Below are 23,270 nucleotides of genomic sequence, written 5' to 3'. Positions count from 1 at the left end.
GCAAGGCCCCGGGAGGCCGGACCACGAAATCGCCGCCAAAGGAGGTTGACTACCGAGCCCTTGCCGCTGACCTCTCCCCGCGTCCAGTGGCTGCACACTGCCGTAGGATCGAGCTCACGTCAACAGTTTGGTATCCCAAAACTAGCAGAATGCTGGCTCGAGGCGCCACGCCGCCAGCCAGATAGCCTGCTTGGCTCGATGTCCCAAGGAGAGGAGCTGCCGATGACCGAGGTCACCTTGCCCCAAGGCGACGTTCACTTGCGAGGTACGGCGACCGGTGTCGGCCCGACCGTCCTGCTCCTCCACGCCGGCGGCGAAAGACGCAGCGTCTGGACGCCCGTCGCAGCAGCACTCAACAAGCACGACCTGCGAACGGTCGCTTTCGACCTGCGCGGTCACGGCGACAGCACAGGACGCGCCAGCACGCTTCAATTGGTCGCGGATGACGTGACCGCGATGATCCACAGCGAGCCGTCGCCACTAGTTGTGGTCGGCGCCTCACTCGGCGGCCTTGCCGCCATCGCCGCTCTTGCCGACCCACACACCGCCGCCGCTGTCGCCGGGTTGATCCTCGTCGACGTCGTACCCAACCACGATCCGGCCCGGGTCCGCACCTGGCTCACCAAGCAGAGCCTGCGCGACCAACGCACCGACCTCGTCGAAGACATCTTCAGCCGCGCCCACGAGCTATCGGCAGCAACCACAACGCTCTCCCTCCCGATCCTTCTCGTCCGAGGAGGCCCGACCTCGCCCCTCAGTGACGCCGAAGTGGACCAGTTCCGCGCCATCTGCCCCAGGGCCACCGTCAGCCAGATCCCCACCGCCGGACACCTCGTCGCCAACGATGCCCCTGACGACCTCGCCCGCATTGTCGCGGTCCAGTCTTCGACCTGGCTCGCGACTGACACGGCGACTTGCCGTCATCCCTGATCATTCAACCGACGGTTCTCGGCGAAACCGCGCACCAAGGCAACGAAAGCGGGCACGTGCGACAAGTAGGTCGTGCCGTCGAAACCGGTGGACACCGACAGACCATCGGTCATCGCCCGGCCGAGGACTGCCAGCCACTCGAGGAGCTCCCTGTCCTCGGCGGAATCGAGCGGGGCCATCACCGGGGTGAGCGCCTCGACCCACGACACATGGGCGTAGTCGCGAATCCGGCGTACCGTCGCCCGCACGTTGTCCTCATCCGCGTGTGAACCGACACTGACCGCCAGGAGCAGCCGGAGGTACTCTGGCCGGCGATCGAGAGCAGTGCAGGCGGCGGTGAGCCAGAGTTCGAAGCGCTCGAGGGGCGGGTGACCGTCGAACGACGACGGGCTCGGGTACGAGGCATGCAGGTCCTCGAACGTCCGCTCCAGGAGCGCCACGAGTACGCCCAGCTTGTTGCCGAAGTGGTAATAGATCGAGCTCGCCGGCAGCCCTGACCCTTCCGACAAGTCGGAAATGACCATTCCGTCGTACCCGTGACTTGAAATGAGAGTACGAGCGGTGTTGAGGATGAGGTCACGGCTGCTGAGCTCGCTACTCCCGGCCGTCGGCGAGCCGTCGTCGCGGGTCATCGCTGCCAGAGTGCTTTGAACCGGTCGCTGACGTCGGGGTACGCCGAGAACCCACGCGTCGGATCGAACGTGATGTCCTCCGGGCGCAGGAACTGGTGCACGAGGGCTTCCCCGCTGACCACGTTCGGTTGCAGCTTCTGGCCAACGATCAGGCGCGCCGCGGTGTCCATCGCGGTCCACGCAAGCGTCTTGAGGTCCGCGCCCAACTCGACAGTGGACTGCTTGTCCTTCAGATACTGCAGGTTGGTCGGCAGCGGATTCGCGCCGACGATCTGGACGTCCTTCAGCCCGGCGACCTTGAGCTTGGCAGGCAGTCCTGTTGCCGCCGCGGAGGACTGGAAAACCACCGCGCGGGTGTTCGGGTGCGCCTGGAGATCGCTGACGATCCGCTCCGGAGCCTTGTTGCCGACCTCGGTGATCGGGATCTGCACGACCCTGGCCACACAGTCGGGGCAGAGCTCCTTCAGCCCGCTCTCGAACCCCTTCTTGACCGCGGCGGCATACGCCAGCTCGTTGTGCTCGTACAGCACGGCTTCGAATGACTTGCCGTTGTTGGCCACCAGCCACGCCGCTTGGAGCCGGCCCTGCCGCTCGAACGCCGCGCCGCCGTTGGGCTGCACAAGCCCGCTGTCGGCGGACGCCACAGTGCCGAGGGAGATGACCGGAATCTTTGCATCGGCCAACTGCTTGCGCTGGTTCTCCCAGAGAGCGGGGTCGATGGCCGTGTTGATGACCGCCGCCGGGCGCCGCTGAACGACCGTTCCGAACGCACTCTGGACGCCACTGGCCGAGGTGCCCGCGCGAACGGCGTACAGCTCGATGCCGAGCTCCGCGGCGGCCGGCTGCATGAGCTTGAAGATCAGCGAGACGAGGGCGTTCCCGTTGTCGACGTAGGCGACGCGGGTGCCAGGGGGTACCGGCGAACTCAGCTTCTCGGTGATCGGAAAGGCACCAGGCTTGCCTTCGTACGGCGCGATGATCTCCTTGGCCTTCGCCTGGTTGTCGCCCGCGATCGCGGACGTCGTGCCTGTCTTGCTGGTCCCGCAGGCGGCGACCAGCGCCAGCCCGGCCAGCGTCGCGGTCGCGAGCGCGAATCTACCTCTGTTCATGGCGGTTCTCCTTGGTGCGAAAGGTGGTGCATGAAGCAAACTGAGAGCCGGTCGAGCCTTTCCGCTCAGACCGCTCGTTCGACCGCGACGCTGGTCGCAGACTTGGCCGATCGCGCACGGCGCGCCGACCCCTGACGTCGGTTCACCGCCACCGCAACCAGCAACGCGACGCCGTTGAAGAGCTCCGGGATCCACACCGGAGCGCCGGCGAGCTGGAGTCCTTTGACACCGGTCGCGAGGACGTAGACCGCAACAACTGTCCCTAGGACGTTGAACCGTCCGTTGCGGAACTGGGTCGAGCCGAGGAAGGCCGCCGCGAACGCCGGCAGCATGTAGCCGGGACCGATCGTCGGATCACCGGTCGCGAGGGAAGAACTGAGGAGGATGCCCGCAACCGAGGCGAGTAGCGAGCAACTCACCAGGCACGCCACCACGACCAGCCCGGTGCGCACGCCGGACAGACGAGCCGCCTCGGTGTTCCCGCCGGTGGCATACACTGCACGGCCCAGGTGTGTGTTGTCGAGGACGTACCAGACCACAGCGGCAAGCACGACCATCACGTAGACCGAAAGCGGCACCCCGAAGATCGGGTGCGTGGCGATCTCCTGGAAGTCCGACCCGAGGTCGAGGATCTGGGCGTCGTGCGAGATCCACGAGATTCCGGCCAGGATGATCGAGCTCATCCCCAAGGTGGTGATGAACGAGCTGATCTTTGCCTTGACGATGAGCAGGCCGTTGAGCAGCCCGACCATCACGCCGACAGCGAGGGTGCCCAGGACGGAGATCCAGAGCCCAAGATCCTGGACCGACAGCATCCAGGCCACCACGATCGCGGCCAGGCCGAGTTGCGAACCGATCGAGAGGTCGAAAGCCCCCGCCGCGAGCGGAAGGACCAGACCGATCGCCAGAATCGCAGTCAGGGCCTGATCCGCCAGAACGATTCGGACGGTGTCCACCGTCGGGAAGGTCTCCGGGACCAGGATCGAGAACAGCACGACCATGGCGACCCAGATGTAGACCGCGCTGATGTTTTGAAAAGCGAGAGTACGGCGCACGCCGTACCACCTGTTCTGCGGCGGGCTCGTGCTGTTGGCGGACATCTGGACCTGCTCTCCTGTGTTCCTGGAAATCCTGTCTGGGGCCGCTTCGCGGCCGGCGTCGACGGCGCTCATGCGGGCACACTCGCGTGCAGAATCCGGGCCTCGGTCAGCTCCTCGCCCGCGACTTCGTCGACGACGACTCCATCGGCGAGGACCAGGACTCGATCGCACAGCTGCGCAAGCTCCTTGGCCTCCGACGAGGTCACCAGTACCGCAGAGCCCCTACCGGCGGCCGCCAGGATCAACTCGTGGATGACTGCCTTGGCCCCGACGTCCACTCCTTGGGTCGGCTCGTCGAGGAGCAGCAGGCTCGGGTTGGTACGCAGCCACTTGGCCAGCACCACTTTCTGCTGATTACCGCCGCTGAACTGGGACAGCAGCATCTCTGGTTGGGCTGGGACCACTCCACACGCCGCGAACCAACCAGCGACCTCGCGCTCCTCGTGTGCCTTCCGAACCCGTTGCCAGCGGCCCTCAATTCCGGGCACGCGAACGGACGCGAGGTTCTCGGTCGCGGTCATTGTCATCACCGCGCCATATCGGTGCCGGTCTCCAGGCACGAACGCGGCACCGTGCCGGATCGACTGGCGGAGATCTCCGGACACGAGGTCAGTGTCCTGTAGCCGCACGCTGCCATTGGTCCTCGGCCGCCCGCCGAAGATCGTGGCGCAGACCTCGTCGCGCCCGGAGCCGAGAATGCCGGCCACGCCGACAATCTCACCTGCGTGCACCGATACGTCGAAGTCCCGAATGGCCTCGCCTTCAAGACCGTCGACAGAGAGCACCACGTCGCCCCGCTCGCCGGAACTGCGTTGCGCCTCCTCGACCACACTGCCGGCCACGAGTTCCACGAGTCCCGAGTAGTCGATCTCGAAGCAGGGCATGTTGCCGACCACGCTGCCGTTGCGGAGAGCCAGAACCGTGTCAGCGACGCCGAGCACCTCGTCGAGGCGATGCGAGATGAACAGCACCCCTGCGCCCTGCTCGGCCACCCGGCGAACGACTGCCATCAGCCGGTCGACCTCTGCCCCGTGCAGCGCGGCCGTGGGCTCATCAAGGATCAGTACGACGTCCCGCCGCTCATCCCAGCCACGCAGGGCACGGGCGATCGCCACGATCGTCTGCTCAGCCGGCGACAGCTCCTGGATCAATGTGTCGACATCGAAGTCCGCGCCGAACTGGGCGACCAGCTCGGCGGCCTGAAGCCGCTCGGCAGCCTTGCGAAGGCGTCGCCACGGCCTACCTGCCGACGCCGAACCGAGTGCAAGGTTCTCCACCGTTGACAGGGATCCAACCAGCCCAAGGTCCTGGTGGATGAAGCGCAGTTCTGTCTCCGAACTGCCATTGCCCTGCAGTCCGATGGTGCCGCCGTCGGACGTGTGAAACCCCGCCAGTAGCTTAACCAGGGTCGACTTTCCCGATCCGTTGTGACCGACCACCGCCAGTACCTCACCAGCGTGGACGTTGAGGTCTACGTGATTCAGCGCGCAGTTGTTGCCGAAGTACTTGGTCAACTGCTCGACGCGGACCAGAAGCCTGCGCGCCTCCCTGGTCATGCGAAACTCCGATAGACGTCGTCCGGCAGCGGGTGGCCGACCGGCACTACTCGGGAATAGACCGCCGTCAGGCACCCCGGGCAGAACAACTGGCGGAACACCATCTCGTTGTCGACGTAGACCGACGGGTCGCTCCAGATGTGCGGCCCGGCCTCGGTCGGCAAGAAGTCCGTTCGGGCCAGCGCCGACACGAACGCTCCGTCCGCAACTGGTCCGAGCAGCGTGGCGCAGTGGGTGCAGACAACCGAGTTGCCGCTCGCCGAGTCCACGACAGCGAGATTGTCGTCAAGGCGATGGGCATGCCTCAGGTCGGGTTCGCCGATCGTCACCAGGTCGTCGGCGGATAACCCCGCCTCCTCCGCACGACGCCGCCGGATCCTCCGACGCGCCGCATCAGTCGCGGGAGCATCCACCTCTCCGTCCGCTCCAAGTACGACGCCATAAACATCCCGGGCCGTCTCCGGCGCTACCCGGACCTGCAGCACGTCCTCGCCGACCCCCTCGGCAGGCCTGAGCAGCGGATCGCCGTACCCGCCTCCTGCCTGCCAGTGCAGGAAGAGTGCATCGTTCGGGCCGAGCACAGACTCGCCCTCGCAAGGCAGCACTTCTGCCTCACCGCCGAGCTGGTCCAGGTCGCCAGGAATGCTGGTCGCGCCCCCGAGCTGAGGCACCGCGATGCCACGCACCACGATGTCCAGTTGGGAGTTGCCCGGATATCCCCCGGCCAGACCGACGTTCTGGTTCGCGGCCTTCCCGTTCCCGGACACGACCAAGGACATTTCAGTGTCCTGGTCCGGGTGCTGCACGTAGCAGACCGAGCCGCTCATCCCGCCGCGCTGACGGCCGGGCCCCCCGGAGTCGGTCTGCTCCCGACGCCAGAGCGCGACGAGCGGGTACAGGTACTCGGTCATCTCGACATCTGGTGCCCGGGCCGAAGGAATGATGAGGCGGCCACCGGTATCGACGCCGTCGTGGTGGACCTGAGCTCCGTAGCCGCCGGCCATGACGTCGAAGATGGGCGACACGAAACCCTTGTGGCCGCCACCGCGAGTGTCGACACCGGACACCACACAGAGGTCTGTCGTTCCGTTGCAGATCGACTGCACGTCGCGGCGGTGCGCCGGCGCCGCGTCCAACATCTTCGCAAGGACTTCGGCAACCAGGTTTCCAGCTCCCCAGGCCGGACCAAACGGTCCCTTGCCGACCGCTGCCGGGAAGGATGCGTTGGTGATCGTGTCCTCGTCGGTCACGATCTCGAAGCAGCGCATCAGCCCACCGGCTGCCCAGGGGATGTCACCTGCGAGCAACGGGAGCACAGTGAAGACGACGCCGGCGCGCAGCCCTGGGTAGGGACAGTTGATGATGCCGGTCTGTCCGGCCGTACCGCGGAAGTCGAAGACGAGTCGGTCGCCTTGCTTGGTCAGCGCCACCTTGATGGCGTGCAGACCGCGGTCACCAGTCCGGGACTGTTCCTGGTATCCGACGGCGCTCCAGGTGCCATCGGGCAGGATCTCGAGCTTCGCCCGCAGCCGCCTCTCGGCATCGTTCATCATCCGGCGCATCACGGCCTTGACGGTGTTGGCACCGTATTTCTCGATCAGGCGCAGGACGCGCTCGGCGGCGTTCTTGTTCGCCGCGATCTTGGCCCGCAGATCGAGGCCGACCATGTGCGGCAGCCGCGATCTGCGAACCCACGCGTCGGCGATATCTTCCTGCAGGACACCACCGCGGACGATCTTCAGCGGCGGGGTCGGGACCGCCTCGTCGAACACGTCCTTCGCCGACGGGCTGAACGAGCCCGGGCGAGACCCTCCGAGGTCGACCTGGTGCGCGATCGCCGTCGTCCAGCCGAACAAGCACCCGTCGTGGAAGATCGGCGCCAGAATGGCAGCATCATTCTGGTGCAGCCCGCCGCCGATCCAGGGGTCGTTGCACAAGAACATGTCGCCGTTCGCGATGCCTGGATTGTGGCTGCGGTGCTGCAGCGTCCAGTAGATCGCAAGATCCATCGACCCGATCAAGCCGATGTTGTACGTCCCGACCTGCACCTGCTCACCGAGTTCGTCACAGATGGAGAAGTTGAAGTCGTTCGACTCCGTGACGACGTGCGAGCCCGACATCCGCCGCAGCGTCTCGCCCATCTCCTGGGTGATCGCCCACAAGCGGTGCCGAACGACTTCATAGGTCAGGGCGTCGAGGTGAGCAATCCGCTCATCGTCAACGTGATGCAACTGCAGCTCGGGTGAGATCCGGTCGAGCAGCTCCTCACGAGACATCGGCCGGCTGGTGAACTTGTCCGATCCGGGGATGGTGGTGTTCATGTCCGACGTCCTCACTGGTAGCTCAGAACGAGATTGCCGAGATGGTCGACGCGCCCCGTGACGCCGGCAGGCACCACCACCACGGTGGTCGGTACGTCGACCACCGCCGGGCCGACGAGCTCGTGGCCGGCGCGTAGAAGCGCATAGTCGTACACGGCTGTGGGCTGGAACCCGAGCTGTGAGTCCAAACAGACCAACCGCTCTTCGATGAGCGCCTCAGCTGGATCGGCCCCGCCCGCCTCCGCGATGCGCGGAAGCTCGACCGGGAAACCCAGGTCAGCCTTGGCCCGAACCCGGTACGTGATGGCCTGTACGCCGGCCGCACGGTAGCCCGCTCCAGATCCGTTGATGCGCTCGTAGTGCTCCTCGAACCGCTGGAGGATCTCGTCGCCGGTCTGCGCAGTGAATCTCGTCGCGGGCACCGGCGTAGTCAGCTCGGAGACCTGCATCGAATAGCGCAAATCGATCTCACGCTGCAAGGTGACTGACTGAAACTTGACCTGCTGCTGGTCGAGTGCGCGCTGAAGGTCGCTCTCCAGCCGCTCGTAGTACGACTCCAGCACCTTGTGATCGATCGGGAACACCGAGGGGTCGGAGAATTCGGCGCTGATGATCACGTCCGAGGCAGCCAGCCCGTACGCCGAGAAGGCGGAGGCGACTGGGCCGAGTGGCACGAGGACCTCGCTCACCCCGAGGTCCTGGCAATAACCGGCGCAGTGGGCAGGCCCGGCACCACCGAACGCATAGACGACGAAGTCACGAGGGTCGTAGCCCGCCTGCACAACAGCCCGACGGAGCAGGTCGCCGGCCTGAGCGTTCTGCACCTCATGGATGGCGACGGCGGCCTCCTCGACAGTGAGGCCAAGCGGATCGGCGACGTGCTGCTGAATCGCCGACCGCGCCAGGTCGAGTCTGAGCGGCTTCTTCCCGCCGAGCAGGCCGCGCTCACTCATGATCCCGAGGACCAGGTTGGCGTCAGTGTTGGTAGGCCGGGTACCACCGTTGCCATAACACGCGGGGCCAGGAACAGCCTCAGCGCTCTGCGGGCCGAGCCGAAGGTTGCCCCCGGCATCCACCGAAGCGAGCGCACCTCCGCCGGATCCGATGGTGTGCACCTGGACGGTCGCGGCGTTGATAGGGAACTGATTCACGATCGAGCCGGGCGCCATCACCGGTTCGCCGTCGACGATGAGCCCCGCAAGGAAGGTGGTGCCACCGACGTCGGTGGTGATGACATTGCGGTGGCCCAGCTGCTCTGCGAGCCGCTTGCCGCCGATGACGCCGCCGGACAAAACAGACCCCACGGTAGTGATGGCATGCTCCGGCGCCCGATCGGCAGTGATGGTGCCACCCTCGCTCTGCATCACCAGCAACGGCCCTTTCAGGCCGCCCCGTTCCAGCTTCTCCTGCAGCGGCGTCAGGTAGCTGCGCAGCCGAGGACCGATCTGGGCGTTCATGATGGTGGTCGAGGTCCGTGCGAACTCGCGGATGCGAGGACTGACATCCGACGACAGCGTCACGTACATGTCCGGAGCGATCTCATGGATCAACTCACGGATCCGGCGCTCGTGGGCACCGTTCTTGAACGACCACAGGAGGCACACAGCGATCGCCTCGACTCCTTGGCCGACAAGCTGCCGCGCGACCCGTCGTACCTCGTCCTCATCGAGGGGGACGAGAACCTTTCCGGCATAGTCGATTCTCTCGGTCACCTCGAGCGCGCGGTACTTCGGGATCAAAGGAGACGGCTTGCGCCCTCGTAGTGTGTCCTGGACTTCGTGGGCCGACCGGCCGAGGGTTCGCCCTTCGGCGTTCATGATGTAGATCGCGTCGCGGTGGCCCTTGGTCGCGATCAGCCCGACATCGGCCACCGATCCCTGGACAAGAGCATTGATGGACGCCGTCGTGCCGTGAGCGATGTAGCCGGTCTGGGAGAGTAGTTCTCCGGTCTCGATGCCGAGTTCGGCAGCCAACTCCTCGATCGCGCGGATGACCCCTAGCTCGCGCTGGTCCGGGGTCGTCGGCGTCTTCGCCGAAACGATTCGGCCGGCGCCGTTCGATGCGACGGCGTCTGTGAAGGTCCCGCCGACGTCAATGCCGAGTGCGTATGGCATGTGCCTACTCCTGGTGATCTCCGATGACCGACTGGCACCGATGGTGTGCGGCAGCTGAACTCCCCGAAGGCAACACACCAGACGCCTGTATGTAACGTCCACTACACACTAGAACAACGAGACGCCACTGTCACCACTTCAGAGACCTGAACGCCCGGACGGGAAGGGGGGCATGGAGGGGATCCCGCCCGGGCGCAGGGCCACCGAGCGGATTGCTTCGCTCGACGATCTTCGCGACAACCTCCGGCCGACCAGCACGGCCGGGGAGGCGTCAACACCGGTGACGCAGGTACGGACGGTCAGCGGCCGTACGTTTCAAGCAACCGCAGCCACACCTCGCTGACAGTGGGGAAAGCCGGAACCGCGTGCCACAGCCGGTCCAGCGGCACCTCGCCGACAACCGCGATCGTCGCGGCATGCAGCAATTCCCCAACATCGGGGCCGACGAGGGTGAACCCGACGATCACCGTCCGGTCCTCGTCGACGACCATCCGGGCGTGACCGCTGTACCCGTCGGCATGCAGAGAGGATCCGGCCGTGGCCGCCAGATCGTAGTCAACGATCCTGACCCTCAGACCGGCCGCCTCCGCGGCCGCCGCGGTCAGTCCCACGGACGCGATCTCCGGGTCGGTGAACACCACCTGCGGCACCGCAGCCTCGTCAGCTGTCGCCGCATGCCGACCCCACCGACCGTCGTCGACCGCCACACCCTTCGCACGAGCGACGATCACGTCACCCACAGCGCGCGCCTGGTATTTGCCTTGATGAGTCAGGAGAACACGCCGATTCACGTCTCCGGCGGCGTAGAGCCAGCCGCCACCGATCAAGGTGCCATCATCCCCCACGACCCGCATCGTGCCGTCGACGGTGAGCCACGCACCCGGCCTCAGGCCGACACGATCCAGTCCGAGGTCCTGCGTGTTCGGAATGCGACCGATAGCGACAAGGAGTTCATCTGCGTCGACCTGCTCGCCGTCAACCAGCGTAATGGAGACCGTTGCGTCGTCGTTGCGCTTCACCGCAGCAGCTTCGGCGCCGACACGCACCGAGACGCCCTTGTCCCGCAACGACTCCGCTACTCGCTCACCCACGAACGGATCCGCCAGGTGCAGCACACCGTCACGAGCCAGCATCGTCACCGACGACCCCAGATCAGCGAATGCGGTCGCCATCTCCGAGGCCACCACCCCGCCCCCAATGATCGCGAGCCGGCTGGGGATCTCGCTCGCCGCGACCGCTTCCCGGCTGGTCCACGGCGCCGACGCCCGAAGGCCTTCGATGTCTGGCACCAGTGCGCTACTGCCGGTCGCCACAACGACCGCGTGCCGTGCGGTCAGCGTCGTTGTGGCGCCATCCTTTCCAACGATCTCGACTACCCGCTCCGAGCTGAGTCGACCGTGTCCGCGGAACAGCGGAACGCCCACAGATTCGAGCCAGGACGCCTGCCCGTCATCCTGCCAGTTCGACGCGAAGGAGTCGCGACGGCGAAGTACCGCGGCCACATCCAGATCACCTGTCACTGCTTCACATGCGCCGGGGACCTGACGGGCGCTCCGGAGTACCGACGCGCTCCGCAGCAATGCCTTGGTCGGCATGCACGCCCAGTAGGAGCATTCCCCTCCAACCAGTTCCCGCTCGACGATCGCGGCGCTCAAGCCACCCTGAACGATTCGGTCGGCGACGTTCTCCCCGACCGGCCCCGCACCGATGATGACCACATCGTAAGTGGTTGTTGTCACGTCATTTCACCTTGCCGGCGCGGCCGAGGCGAATCGCCGAGACGAGGAAGAAGATGGCGCCGAGTACGGCGTATCCGCCGATAGTGGTCAAAGCCGGGTTCGCCCCAGACGCCGCCACGATGAACGACACACCAGCCAGCGCCGAGAGGCCACCGCTCAGGATCATCGGCCACTGGCCGCCCATGGCGCGGCGGCCGATGGCCACGATGAGCTGCACCAGCCCCGCGACGATCGCCCACGCACCCCACACGCGCAGTACCTGCGGCAGCCCGACGCCCGTGGCAATCACGAGACCGATCGCAGCGGCCAGACTGAACCCGATGTTCACATACAGGCCACGAGTCGGGCCAGCGGAGCCGGACGAACGAGCGTCCACGACGGCCGCGGCAACATCGAACAACGGGTAGAGGATGAGCAGGGTGGTTGCCAGCGCCCCGAGATGCGCCTTGGTCGTGAACAGCAGAACAGCCCAGACAATGGCGAACGCGAACCGCACAAAGTACAGCTGGCGCAGCGCAGACGCGATTCCTCCGGCAGCAGGTGAGTCAACGGTGGTCACGATGAACCTCTCAAGTCTTGATGTGCGATTCAGTGTGAGGACTGAACGTTCACTACACAGAATGCCGAGCGCCCGACCATCAGTCAAGACAGACCGTTCTACCTATCTGACGTGGAAGCAACCCCGGTGACTTGGAGCAGGATCTCGTCAGGACGCGCGACCGCTCCGCCCATCCAGGCAACATGTTGATCGGGACGCACGAGCAGCAGCGCGGCGGGATATCGATCAGGCCACCGTCTTGGGAGGTCGACCACGGCGAGGGGGATCGCGAGCTCCCGCGCCGCCAAGGTCCATCGGGCCACGTCAAGCATCGGGTCCGTCCGCAAGAGGGTGAAGCCGGCGCCCAGTACGTCGAGCACCGACACATCGCCGTCCAGCCAGACATGCGGCAGCCGGAACCCCGGCTGAGCTTGATCCTGGAAGTCGCCCATGGTGATGGCGGCCTGATCCTCACCTCCGAGCACTAGAGGCGAGTCCGCATAGTGGTAACCGAAGCTGAAGCCGTCCGGGGAGTATCGATGCCGTTCCGTAGCCGCGAGCCGACCAGCGAACTCCGTCCGAGCGCGCTCGCCCTCCGGTCCCGAGAGATGGATGTCCGTCGGGACGTCCGCGAACGACCTATGCGCAGCCGAGCCCACTGCATTGGCGAATTGCTCCCCCACCGGCTTGCGCTCCAGTTCGTACGCGTCGAGCAGGTCTGGTGGCGCCCATCCGTGGCAGACCGCCGCCAGCATCCACCCGAGAGTCGCAGCGTCCTGGATGCCGGCATTCATGCCGAATCCCCCAACAGGGATCCAGACATGGGCAGCATCCCCGGCCAAGAACACTCGCCCCGTGCGATATCGCTGGGCAACGAGACTGCGTCCGGTCCAGTGCACCACACCGAGTACTTCGTGCTCGACGGCGCAGCCCACCGACTCCCGCAAGAGTTCTTCTGGATCCTCGGCCGCGGTGTCGTGGCCGACAGGGAACGCCACATGGTTGAGCCACAGCGATTCCCCGTCGATCGCGATCAACGACGCGATCCGGCGCCCGTAGGTCCAATAGGTCCAAGCTCGATCCCGGGCCGCCAGACGCCCAAGCTCGGGCGAACGAACGAACGTCGACACGAACTGCTGAATAGCATCAACGCCTTCATAGCGGATACCGAGATCGCGTCGGACGGTGCTGTGAGCGCCGTCGCATCCCACCAGATACGCGCAGCGCACGGTACGACGCGCCCCTCCGGACTCCACGACCGCCTCGACACGGTCGTCGTACTGCTGGAACTCGACCAGCCGGGCACCACGCTCCAGGGTCACGCCAGGAAGCTTGCCGACGCGCGCCTCCAGAAGAGGCTCGAGGAACAGTTGCGAGATCCGGTGCTGCGGCTCCGGCGTAGGCCATCCGTCCTTACCCGCACCATGCAGCACATCACGCGCAGAGGGCAGATCGATACGGAAGATCTCCTCGCCGCTCAAGGTCGTCCGGTAGTGAATCGACGTCGGGTAGTCCCCCGGCAGCCCGGCCCGCCGGATCTCGTCGGCCAGCCCGAGTCGCCGAAAGATTTCCATCGACCGCGCAGAGGTCGTGTTGCACCTCGGGTTGACACCCCGTTCTTCGGTCGCTTCCACCACGTGACATGCCACACCACGCAAGGCGAGGTCAATTGCGAGGGTCAGGCCGGCAGGACCAGCTCCGACGATCAGGACGTCGACTTGGTTCACGTCGGTGCTGCTGGGTCGTGTCGTCATGCGCGCAGGAACTCCCCTACCAAGTTGCAGAACTCATCAGGCCGATCGACGTGGATCCAGTGCCCGGCACCGGCCACCACTGCGAGGCGACCGTTAGGCAGCGCGTCGACGAGTTCTTCGGAAACCGCGATCGGCGAAACCCGATCAAGTTCGCCGTGCAGCGCGAGGACCGGATTCGCGATGGTCGCGAGGTCCACCGGAACGGGGCCACCAGCGACGTCGTGGAACATCGACCGAAACGCCGACTCGGCGCCTGGGCGGAGGGCCTGCTGCAACCGGACCTCGGTGAGTTCGTCGAGGAGCGCGTGGTGGGCGCACTCGTCGGCGACCAGCCGGCCAAGCGTTGCTCGCATCGACCAACGCGTAGGGTCGTCATAGAAGGGAACGGCCAGAGGCAGCGGTCCGGTACCCGCCCCTCCCATGACGACAGCCCGATCGATCCGGTCCGGCGCCACGGACAGCAGGGCCAGTGCAGCAGCCCCGCCGGCAGCCGAATTGCCGACAAGGTGAACACACTCCAGGCCGTGGCGGTCGAGAACATCCAGGATCTGCTGCGCCCTAGCCATCGCCCAAGCTCGCGGCCCCTCAAGCCCGTCCGTTCCGGCGATCTGCGTGCCGAACCCGAGCAGATCGGGCGCCAGGCAGCTGAACTCGTCGTCGAACCTCGAGAGGACAGTCGCCCAGTTGCTCACGGCATCCACGCCCGGGCCACCCCCGTGCAGCAGCACGAGAGCAGGCTCTCCTCCTGCCCGCACAGCATTCTCCGGAGCGGCCGACACTCAAGCCTCCTCATGCATCGCATGTTGCCAAGTTGCCTGTATGTAGCGTTCACTCTACAACCACGGCTACCCTTTTGACCACAGCCAGCCCACCCTGCCGGGGCTGTCGCGAACGATGGCGACCATGATGCGACCAAGACCACCGTGGGGCAACATTCTCGTCAGGACCACCTCCGGCGCGAGCCGGAATGACGGCAAAGTTTTGTTGACACTTTCAACGTTGCAACCCTAGCGTTGCCGCCAGCAGTCGCGAGATTCGAACCCCTTAGGCAGAAATTGACGACGCGATCTTCCTGGCGCGTATCCGAGAGGCTTACCGATGACGCTTTCATATGAAAGTAACCAGTGGACCGTCGATGCCTGGCGACGATTCAACTACTCAGTTGTTCTGCGACCAGGAATCCTTGATTCACCACCACTTGATCTCCTCGGGCAAAGTGAGGCGAAACGCCGCCTGGTCGTCATTGACGGTCAAGTAGACGACATCTATGGAGAGCGGATCCGTGAGATGTTCGCCGCTCTCGATGGAGAATTCTCGACCCTGACAGTCAGGACTTCGGAAGGACTCAAGGAACGCGGCCTGGTAGACGAGATCCATGGCGCAACTCTGGAATTCGGCCTGGCCCGACGTGACGAACTGGTCGCGGTCGGCGGCGGTGTTCTGATGGACTTGGTCGGGGTCGCCGCCGCCGAACTGCGGAAGGAAACGCCGTACGTCGTGATCCCGACGACGCTGGTTGGCCAGGTCGACGCAGGCGTGGGCTCGAAGCGCGCGATCAACTTTCGCTGGAAGGGCGCGCTGAAGAAGTCATATGTCGGCGACTTCCACCCGCCTCGAGTCTCGATTGTCGATCCGGCCTTCCTCGGGACCCTCGAGCCGGACGAGATCCGGGCAGGTCTGTCGGAGATCAAGAAGGTCGCCGAGATGATTGACGCCGATCTGTTCGGACTGCTCGAAAAGCACGGCGCGGAGCTGATCGACACCCAGTTCCAGGGGCCGATGGGCGACGACATCATGCGCAGCGCGATCTCCGGGATTCTGCAGTGGCTCGCCTCTGACTTGTGGGACCAGAACCTGAAACGGTGGCCCGACTACGGGCACACAATCTCGCCCTTGTTGGAGATGGAAACCGGTATGACCCATGGTCCCGCCGTCGCGATCTGTGCATCGCTGAGCGCGGCGATCAGCCACCGCCGCAACTACATCGGTCAGGAATCCTTCGAACGGATGCTTGGCCTCACGCTGCGGCTCGGGCTCCCGGTCTGGCATCCACTGCTGGGTGATCCCGACTTCATCCGGCGGGCAATCGAGTCGGCGGTTCAGCTTCGAAACGGAGACCAGAACTGGCCGGTTCCTCTTGCCATCGGCCACCACGGATTCATCGAGGCCTCGGCATCAGAGGTCAGCAAGGCGGCCCAACTGGCTCAGCGCGTGCACGAGGGCAACTACCAACCATGGAACGAGTGAGCACACCGCCTCGGCAGCAAAGAGAAGAGGTCTAACACGTGGACGTCGAACCCGGGGTCGTTGTTATTGCCGGAGGAACGGGAGCAATCGGGAAGGCAGTAGCCCGAAATGTGATCCAGGGTGGTGGAACGGTCGCGTTGTTGGGGCGCCGTCCAGAAACCGACATCGCAGTGAGTCAAGTCCTCAGCGATCTCGGACCCCAGACGAGCTATCTACAATGCGACGTTCGTGATCGCGAGTCGGTTCGAACGGCACTTGCCGCCTGCGAGGCACCAGGTGCTGCCGTCTACGCGGCCGGTGTCACGTTTCCTGCTCCCGCCTTCAGAGCAACCGACCGAGAGATCGCCGACACCATCAACATAAACACGACCGGCCTCATCAATTTCGCATTGGAGGCCTGCGCTCTGATGATCCCAGTCGGCCGTGGATCGTTCGTGAGCATAGGATCCTGGGTCGAGCAAGTTCCGGACTTCGACGATGTCATCTACGCCGCCAGCAAGGCCGGCGGCAGCGTTTTCACTCGTGGACTGGCCCATACTCTCGCGCCCCATGGCATAAGATCGAACGTCGTGACTGTTGGCGTTGTCGGTGGTGAAGGAATGGCCGCACGGCACCTGTCAGGGGACGGCGGAGCTGCCTTCGCTGAACGCATCTCTGGTATTCCACTGCGGCGGCTGGCCAGGCCAGAGGAGGTTGCCGACGCCGTTTCCTTCTTGATCTCAGACAAGGCGTCCTACATCACCGGCGCGTCTCTTTCGGTGGATGGCGGAGCGACTCTCCGGCAGGATTCAACGGACGCTACGTCGGAGAGTAAGTCCAACTCTCCAGGGGACGAATGAGGTGGATATGAATACCTCGACGAAGCGCGACGAGGCGCCTACAGACACGCCCGGACAGTCCGTACTTGAGCAAATGTCCCTCCGCGGGCGGACAGCACTCGTCACAGGCGGTGGCAACGGGATCGGCCGTGGCTGCGCACATGCGCTGGGGGAAGCGGGCGCACGGGTCGCAGTCCTCGACCTGGATCCCGACGCAGCCAGGACCGTCGCGGAGGAGTTGCAGGACAAGGGCATCGACTCCCTGGCATTCGGCGCGGATGTCCGCGATCCAGCCGCGGTGGAGCATGCACTCAGAGGCATTCTCAATCAGTGGGGACGCCTGACGGTTGCGGTCAACAGCTCTGGGATCATCCGGAATTCCCCCGCCGAACTCACCACCCTGGATGAGTGGGCTGAGATCCTCGGTGTCAATCTGACCGGGATGTTCGTAGCCTGCCAGGTCGAAGGCCGCGCGATGCTCAACGAGGGTTACGGATCGATCATCAACATCGTCTCGACCGCATCGTTGGTGATCCCACATCCCCAAAAGCAGGCCGCGTACAACGCTTCCAAGTGGGGGCTACTAGGTCTTACGAAGAGTCTCGCGAGCGAGTGGAGCAAGCGAGGAGTCCGCGTCAATGCTCTCTCGCCGGGCGTGACCGACACGGGGCTCTTCGACAACTCCCCGGGACTCCGTGCCATCGCCGAGCAGAACGCCATCCAAACGCCATCCGGGCGGGTTGGCCAAGTGACCGACCTCTATGGAGCGGTTGCCTTTCTGGCCTCACCCTCGGCGGATTTCGTGAGCGGCAGTCACCTCGTGGTCGACGGCGGCGCGTCCATCATCTAGTGCGAAGCACTAGCCGTCTTCCGATGGGATGAAGTACCTATATTGTGTAGTGAGCGCCCCATACAGCCTCCATCGAAGCGAGAACGTGATATGAATCCAGTCCGTCGCGGGCAATGGCAGACCGCCGCCGAGATCGTCAGACTCATGAGCCGCCGGCCGGCGATCACACGTACCGCAGTGGCACGGGAGCTCCGGTTAAGCACGAGCTCGGCCACGGAGGTGACGTCCAAGCTCCGTGAGCTGAAACTGTTGTCCGAGACGCCGGCGCCGATCCAAGGCCGCGGCCGCCCGACCACGGTCTTGCACGCGCATCCCGAAGGCCCGTTGGCTCTCGCACTTGATCTGCGACAGAGCGAGTGGCGCAGTGTGGTCGTTGGCCTCGACGGATCGTTCATGAGCCACGACGACCGCCGACACCGCACACGGCGTCCGGAGGTGGTGCTCGGCGACCTGCGCGACGCCGTTCAGCAGACGCAGGAGCAGTACGGCCACCGACTGCGAGCCGTTAGCCTCGCCGTGCCGGGAACGCTCCGCGACAACCGTCTGCTGCAGGCATCGGTGTCAGAGTGGGCCGAGCTCGACCTCGACAACATCACGGCCGACACAGGGCTTGCACTACTCACCGGAAACGATGCAACCCTCGGCGGCGTCGCGGAGGCGCGCAGTGGAGCGGCTGTCGGCGCAGGGACCGCGCTACACCTGATTATCGAGGCGGGCATCGGTGGGACGCTGATCGTCGGCGGTGCCCCCGTCCAAGGCGCATCCGGCGCCGCCGGTGAGTTCGGGCACACACCATTCGGCGACCGCACTCGGCTGTGCCCCTGCGGCGCGCACGGTTGCTGGAACCTGGAGGTCGACGGACGGGCACTCGCACACCATCTGCAGGAGCCCGAACCCGACGACCCACACCTGTACGCCATGGAGATACTGCGCCGTACCGACCTTGCGGCGACCAAGGCTGTCGCCCGAGTGGTCGCGGCGATCGCGGCCGGTGTTGCCGGGCTCGTCAACGCCCACGACCCGGATGTCGTGACGCTGGGCGGGTTGGCTGTCCCGCTGCGGGCCGCCGCCGTGCGCGTATTCGACGACACCTACATGGCCGGCATCATGACATTCCGGCGCAACACCGCCCCGCCGGTCCTAGCGGCAGTCCACCGGGCTGACGGCTCGCTGCGAGGCGCCGCAGCCCTCGCCCTCGACCACCTAACCACCGAGGTAGCGATCGCCACCTGGGCGGCCGAAGACAAGTCAGTGGCCACCGTCGGATGACCCAGTCGGGCATCCTCCGCATCCGCCGAAGGTCACATCGGCCGACCGAGAGTGCTTTCGCGGATCTCGAGGGTGTACTCGGCGGAGATCTCGGCAGGAACGGAGCTGTCGCCGTCCAAGCGGTTCAGGAGCAGCTGCACGGCGTTCTTCGCGATCTCATTCTTGTTCGGGCTGATGGTAGTCAGGCTAGGAGTGCTGTAGCGGCCGTCCTCGATGTCGTCGAATCCGACCAGAGCGATGTCCTCAGGTACGCGGAGTCCCCGGCCGAGAATGGTGCGGAGAGCGCCGAGAGCCAGCAGGTCGTTGTAACAGAAGACCGCGTCCGGCGGCTCGGGAAGTGCGAGCAGATCAGCCATCGCCGCTGCTCCGTCGGCCCGATGGAAGAACTCGGTCGGCCGGATCAGCTCCTTGATGACCTTCCGGCTCGCCGAGCGGAGCGCTGCTCGGTAGCCCAGCGTACGGAGACGGCCGGTCTGGCGGGTCTCGTCGATTTGATCGCCGATCGCCGCGATCCGTCGCCTGCCCAGGTCGATCAGGTGCCGGGTCGCGAGCTCGGCCGCGCCGACGTTGTCGATCATGATGTGATCCAGGCCCCCATGGACAACTCGCTCACCGAGCAGCACCACCGGTGTCGACGAAGGCCGGTCTCGGAGGTCGCCGTCGCCGAGCGCCAGCGGATTGAAGATCATTCCGTCGAACATCGCCGCCCGGCTGCCCCGCATCACCAACTCGCGCTCGCGCACCGGATCGCCGTCGGTCTGGTCGACCACGACCGTGTAACCCGCCGCGGCCGCTTGTTCGATGACGGCCCGCGTCAGCTCGGCGAAATACGGCACGTCGAGCTCCGGCAACACCAGCGCGATCAATCCCGAGCGGCCGCTGCGCAGGTTCCGAGCAGCCGTATTCGGCCGGTACCCGAGCTCGTCGACCGCACGCTGCACGCGAGCTCTGGTTGCCGGCGCGACCTGGTGGAAGTCGTTGACGACATTGGAGACCGTCCGGATCGAGACACCGGCACGCTCGGCAACCTCGCGCAGTGTGACCGGCACTGTGCACCTCGTTTCAGGGACGGCGAAACCTTGACACTTGCAACGCTGCAACTTTAGCGTCTCCGGCATCACTTGCAACGTTGCAAGTTCAGCAAGAGTCTAAGGGACGGCACCATGAAGAACCCCCTGCGCTCCACCAACTTGTCTCGCCGAACGCTCCTTCGGGGCACCGGTGCCGCCGTGGTCGCCGGCGGTCTCGCCGCCTGCGCTCCCGGCAACACGACCGGCGGAAGCCCGCTGTCCAGCGTCAACGTCAGCACTCCCCCGGCCGGTGAAATCACCATCTGGGATCGGACCGGCGACCTCTACAAGGTCTTCGGCAAGGCGATCGCATCGTTCACGGCGAAGTACCCGCAGGTGAAGGTCAACCACCTCGCGGTGGACATCGGCGCCAAGCTCCCGGCCACGCTGATCAGCGGCGCCGGTGTTCCGGACGGCGCCTTCTACGACGACGCTCTGCTGGCCGGCGTCGCGCCCCACCTGCACGACCTGAGCCAGTTGATCGCGCCCTACAAGTCCGACATCGCGCCGTACAAGCTCGGTGTTGTCACTGTCGACGGCAAGGTGATCGCGGTCCCGTGGGACCTCGACCCCGGCCTACTGTTCTACCGCGAGGACATCGTCGCCCAGGCGGGCGTGGATCCTGCTGGACTGACGACGTACGACGCATTGCTCGATGCGGCGCGCGCGGTCCGGGAGAAGTCGCCCAAGGCCCGGCCGATCCATCTCGAGAACGACCAGTTCCTCGCCCAACTGTGGATCGACATGTTCGCCAACCAGCAGGGCGGAGCGATGGTCGATGCCGACGGCAAGCTCACGATCGACTCGGATCCGTACCGGACGACGCTGACGTGGCTGGACAAGGTCCGGTCCGAGGGGCTAGGCACACTGGCGAAGTACACCCAGCCGACCGATCTGCAGACCCAGGACAACGGCACCCAGGTGTTCGTTCCGTGGGCCCAATGGTTCGCGTTTGCGCCGCAGCAGTTGCTGAAGGCAAGCAAGGGCAAGTGGCGCGCGACCACCCTGCCGGCCTGGCAGACCGGTGGCGCGCGGGCGGGTGTCATGGGCGGCTCGTCCTTCGTCATCCCGGCCAAGGCCAAGAACCCTGAGCTGGCCTGGCGTCTGTACGAGCACCTGGTGTTCAGCAAGGAGGGATACACCACGGTCTACGGGCCGAACGAGATCTATCCGGGCGGCCTGAACACGTCGATTCCGTCGTACCTGAAGGCTCTGGACCCGAACGTTCCACTGTTCAAGCCGATCGACGCACTCGGCGGCCAGGATCTGTGGAAGATCGCCGTCGAGGCAGGCAAGCAGGTGCCTGGCGGGTACACGGTTCCCACCTGGTGGGGGAAGGCCGTGGACTACTTCGGCGTCAACGTCCAGAAGCTGCTCGCCGGGCAGATGACGCCCGACGAGGTACTCAAGACGTCGGCGAGCCAGATCCAGAAGAACCTGATGGGTCCCAGCTGAATGGCGGCCCTCACCTCAGTCGCCACCACCCGGCGATCGGCCCGGCGAGTGGGCCGGCGCCGGATCAAGGCGACCCCCTACTTCTTCGTCGCACCGTTCATCCTGTTCTTTGCCGCGTTCAGTGCTTACCCGGTGGTCTTCGCGCTGCAGTTGAGCTTCACCAACTGGCACGGCGCCGGCGAGCTCAAGGTCATCGGCCTGGCGAACTACCAGTACCTGCTGACCAGCCCGGACTTCTGGCAGTCGATGCTGACATCGGGCGCGCTCTGGCTCCTCGTCGTACCGGCGCAGGTGCTGCTTGCGCTGGTCATCGCGGTCGCGCTCCGCAAGGCGCGGTTCCGGGGGCTGTTCAGTGCTGCCCTGATCGCGCCTTTCGTGACACCCCTGGTGGCCATGGCGCAGGTCTGGATCATCCTGTTCGACAAGGACTTCGGCGCGGTCAACCACGGCCTGACCTCGCTCGGGATACCGGCGATCGGCTGGTTGACCACCGGCGTCTGGGCGAAGGTGACTGTCGCACTCCTAGTGCTGTGGCGAACCACCGGGTACGCCGTCATCCTGCTGATGGCCGGGTTGTCCTCGATCCCATCGGATGTGTACGAGGCGGCCCGGATCGACGGCGCCGGTGCGTGGCAGCAGTTCTGGTCGATCACCGTGCCGTTGGTGACCCGAACGCTGAGTTTCATCGTCGTGATCGGCACCCTGACCGTCTTCCAGTTGTTCGCCGAGCCGTATGTCGTCACCGGCGGCGGACCGTTCAACGAGACCCGGACCGCCGGGCTGTACCTGTACAAGCACATCACGAACTCCGACCTCGGGCTCGGTGCCGCGAACTCCATCCTGCTCGTGCTGATGGTGCTCGCGCTGTCCGTCGCTTCGATCCGGCTCCTGCGTTCGAGGGAGGCAGCATGAAGCTCGGAGCAGCCGGCCGGTACGGCCTGCTGACCGTGGCGGCGGTCGTCAGTCTCGCGCCGCTGCTGTGGATGATCATCTCGTCGCTCAAACCCGGAGCGGCGATCATCTCCAGCCCGTTCAGCTTCGATCCGGGGCAGTTCACGCTGGCCAACTTCCGATCGATGCTCGAGACGATCCCGATCGGTACCGGATTCGCGAACACAGCGATCGTCGTCGTGGTCAAGGGCGCACTCACGATGGTCTTCTGCCCGATGGCCGGGTTCGCCTTCGCGAAGTACGCCTTCGTCGGCAAGCGGCTGCTGTTCGCCACTGTGATGACCACGCTGATGCTGCCGACCCTGGTGCTGCTCATCCCGTTGCTGCTGGAGATGAGCCAGCTCGGTTGGGTGAGCACGTTCAAGGCGCTGATCCTGCCTGGTGCGATCGACGCGTTCGGGGTGTTCTGGATGCGTCAGGTGATCATGGCCATCCCCGACGACCTGCTCGACGCCGGCCGCATCGACGGTGCCGGCGAACTGCGCATCTTCGCGAGCATCGTCGTACCGGTGATCCGTCCGGGACTGGCAGCGCTCGGCGTACTGACCTTCATCAATATCTACAACGACTTCGTGTGGCCCGTGGTGGCGGTGAACGACGACCGGCACCAGACCCTGCAGGTGATGCTTTCGGCACTCGCGCAGAACATCCGCTCGGGCCCGCTCGGCTCCGACTGGACCACCGTCTGGGGCCAGTTGCTCGCGGCAAGCACCTTGGCGGCGATCCCGGTGCTCGTCGTCTTCATCGTCCTGCAACGGCATCTGATCAAAGGCGTCATGGCCGGCAGCCTCAAGGGCTGAGACCTGGAGAACCCACT

Annotated in this window: 19 protein-coding genes; 8 read left to right on the top strand and 11 right to left on the bottom strand. The window is 65.3% G+C overall.

From position 1 onward, the window contains the following. Positions 1 to 222 precede the first annotated feature (222 nt). Positions 223 to 930, top strand: a complete 708-nt coding sequence (locus tag ABD231_RS35475; protein ID WP_344162368.1) for an alpha/beta fold hydrolase — start codon at positions 223 to 225, stop codon at positions 928 to 930. Here ABD231_RS35475 and ABD231_RS35470 read toward each other — a convergent pair. From ABD231_RS35470 to ABD231_RS35425, 10 genes are all read right to left on the bottom strand, one after another. Continuing rightward, positions 921 to 1,562 carry a TetR/AcrR family transcriptional regulator gene (locus tag ABD231_RS35470; protein WP_344162365.1) on the bottom strand — a complete coding sequence of 214 codons (642 nt, stop codon included), beginning with the start codon at positions 1,560 to 1,562 and terminating at the stop codon, positions 921 to 923. The genes ABD231_RS35475 and ABD231_RS35470 overlap by 10 nt on opposite strands. Further along, positions 1,559 to 2,671 carry a sugar ABC transporter substrate-binding protein gene (locus ABD231_RS35465; protein ID WP_344162362.1) on the bottom strand — a complete coding sequence of 371 codons (1,113 nt, stop codon included), beginning with the start codon at positions 2,669 to 2,671 and terminating at the stop codon, positions 1,559 to 1,561. Before ABD231_RS35465 ends, ABD231_RS35470 begins: the two co-directional genes overlap by 4 nt. Before the next feature lie 65 nt (positions 2,672 to 2,736). Next, positions 2,737 to 3,771 carry an ABC transporter permease gene (locus ABD231_RS35460; RefSeq protein WP_344162359.1) on the bottom strand — a complete coding sequence of 345 codons (1,035 nt, stop codon included), beginning with the start codon at positions 3,769 to 3,771 and terminating at the stop codon, positions 2,737 to 2,739. 68 nt (positions 3,772 to 3,839) lie between these two features. Then, positions 3,840 to 5,327, bottom strand: a complete 1,488-nt coding sequence (locus ABD231_RS35455) for a sugar ABC transporter ATP-binding protein (RefSeq protein ID WP_344162356.1) — start codon at positions 5,325 to 5,327, stop codon at positions 3,840 to 3,842. Continuing rightward, positions 5,324 to 7,648, bottom strand: coding sequence for a hydantoinase B/oxoprolinase family protein (locus ABD231_RS35450; protein ID WP_344162353.1), 2,325 nt, complete (start codon positions 7,646 to 7,648; stop codon positions 5,324 to 5,326). Before ABD231_RS35450 ends, ABD231_RS35455 begins: the two co-directional genes overlap by 4 nt. 11 nt (positions 7,649 to 7,659) lie before the next feature. Then, positions 7,660 to 9,762: a hydantoinase/oxoprolinase family protein gene (locus ABD231_RS35445; RefSeq protein WP_344162351.1), complete on the bottom strand. Its 2,103-nt coding sequence runs from the start codon at positions 9,760 to 9,762 to the stop codon at positions 7,660 to 7,662. A gap of 299 nt (positions 9,763 to 10,061) precedes the next feature. Continuing rightward, a complete protein-coding gene (locus tag ABD231_RS35440) occupies positions 10,062 to 11,501 on the bottom strand; it encodes a dihydrolipoyl dehydrogenase family protein (RefSeq protein WP_344162348.1) in 1,440 nt (479 codons plus the stop codon). Position 11,502: 1 nt separating this feature from the next. Beyond that, the gene (locus ABD231_RS35435; protein ID WP_344162345.1) at positions 11,503 to 12,060 is read right to left on the bottom strand and encodes a hypothetical protein; all 558 of its coding nucleotides are present in this window, start codon (positions 12,058 to 12,060) and stop codon (positions 11,503 to 11,505) included. Positions 12,061 to 12,158: 98 nt separating this feature from the next. Further along, entirely contained in the window at positions 12,159 to 13,793 is a 1,635-nt protein-coding gene (locus ABD231_RS35430) for an FAD-dependent monooxygenase (protein ID WP_344162342.1), read from the bottom strand. Next, positions 13,790 to 14,521, bottom strand: a complete 732-nt coding sequence (locus ABD231_RS35425; RefSeq protein WP_344162339.1) for an alpha/beta fold hydrolase — start codon at positions 14,519 to 14,521, stop codon at positions 13,790 to 13,792. Before ABD231_RS35425 ends, ABD231_RS35430 begins: the two co-directional genes overlap by 4 nt. Positions 14,522 to 14,891: 370 nt before the next feature. Here ABD231_RS35425 and ABD231_RS35420 point away from each other — a divergent pair, with 370 nt between their 5' ends. The 4 genes from ABD231_RS35420 (at position 14,892) to ABD231_RS35405 (ending at position 18,977) form a co-directional block, all read left to right on the top strand. Continuing rightward, positions 14,892 to 16,040, top strand: coding sequence for an iron-containing alcohol dehydrogenase (locus ABD231_RS35420; RefSeq protein ID WP_344162335.1), 1,149 nt, complete (start codon positions 14,892 to 14,894; stop codon positions 16,038 to 16,040). Between the two features lie 38 nt (positions 16,041 to 16,078). Further along, complete coding sequence (locus ABD231_RS35415) at positions 16,079 to 16,879, top strand: SDR family NAD(P)-dependent oxidoreductase (protein ID WP_344162332.1); 801 nt, start codon at positions 16,079 to 16,081, stop codon at positions 16,877 to 16,879. Between the two features lie 7 nt (positions 16,880 to 16,886). Further along, on the top strand, positions 16,887 to 17,708 hold the full coding sequence (locus tag ABD231_RS35410) for an SDR family NAD(P)-dependent oxidoreductase (RefSeq protein ID WP_344162329.1): 822 nt from the start codon (positions 16,887 to 16,889) through the stop codon (positions 17,706 to 17,708). 219 nt (positions 17,709 to 17,927) lie between these two features. Beyond that, positions 17,928 to 18,977: an ROK family protein gene (locus ABD231_RS35405; protein WP_344162326.1), complete on the top strand. Its 1,050-nt coding sequence runs from the start codon at positions 17,928 to 17,930 to the stop codon at positions 18,975 to 18,977. A 32-nt stretch (positions 18,978 to 19,009) separates the two neighbouring features. Here the strand turns inward: ABD231_RS35405 and ABD231_RS35400 are convergent, their stop codons facing one another. Next, entirely contained in the window at positions 19,010 to 20,026 is a 1,017-nt protein-coding gene (locus tag ABD231_RS35400) for a LacI family DNA-binding transcriptional regulator (protein WP_344162323.1), read from the bottom strand. 114 nt (positions 20,027 to 20,140) lie between these two features. Between ABD231_RS35400 and ABD231_RS35395 the strand changes: the two genes are divergently transcribed. From ABD231_RS35395 to ABD231_RS35385, 3 genes are read left to right on the top strand one after another with little or no spacing between them, the layout of a single operon-like run. Then, the gene (locus tag ABD231_RS35395) at positions 20,141 to 21,502 is read left to right on the top strand and encodes an ABC transporter substrate-binding protein (RefSeq protein ID WP_344162320.1); all 1,362 of its coding nucleotides are present in this window, start codon (positions 20,141 to 20,143) and stop codon (positions 21,500 to 21,502) included. After that, positions 21,503 to 22,414 carry a carbohydrate ABC transporter permease gene (locus ABD231_RS35390; protein ID WP_344162317.1) on the top strand — a complete coding sequence of 304 codons (912 nt, stop codon included), beginning with the start codon at positions 21,503 to 21,505 and terminating at the stop codon, positions 22,412 to 22,414. Beyond that, positions 22,411 to 23,253, top strand: a complete 843-nt coding sequence (locus ABD231_RS35385; protein WP_344162314.1) for a carbohydrate ABC transporter permease — start codon at positions 22,411 to 22,413, stop codon at positions 23,251 to 23,253. The genes ABD231_RS35390 and ABD231_RS35385 overlap by 4 nt, the downstream gene beginning before the upstream one ends. The last annotated feature ends 17 nt before the right edge of the window (positions 23,254 to 23,270 follow it).

This window comes from Kribbella yunnanensis, assembly GCF_039529655.1.
Taxonomy (GTDB): domain Bacteria; phylum Actinomycetota; class Actinomycetes; order Propionibacteriales; family Kribbellaceae; genus Kribbella; species Kribbella yunnanensis.
This window is presented reverse-complemented; position numbering and strand designations above follow the sequence as displayed.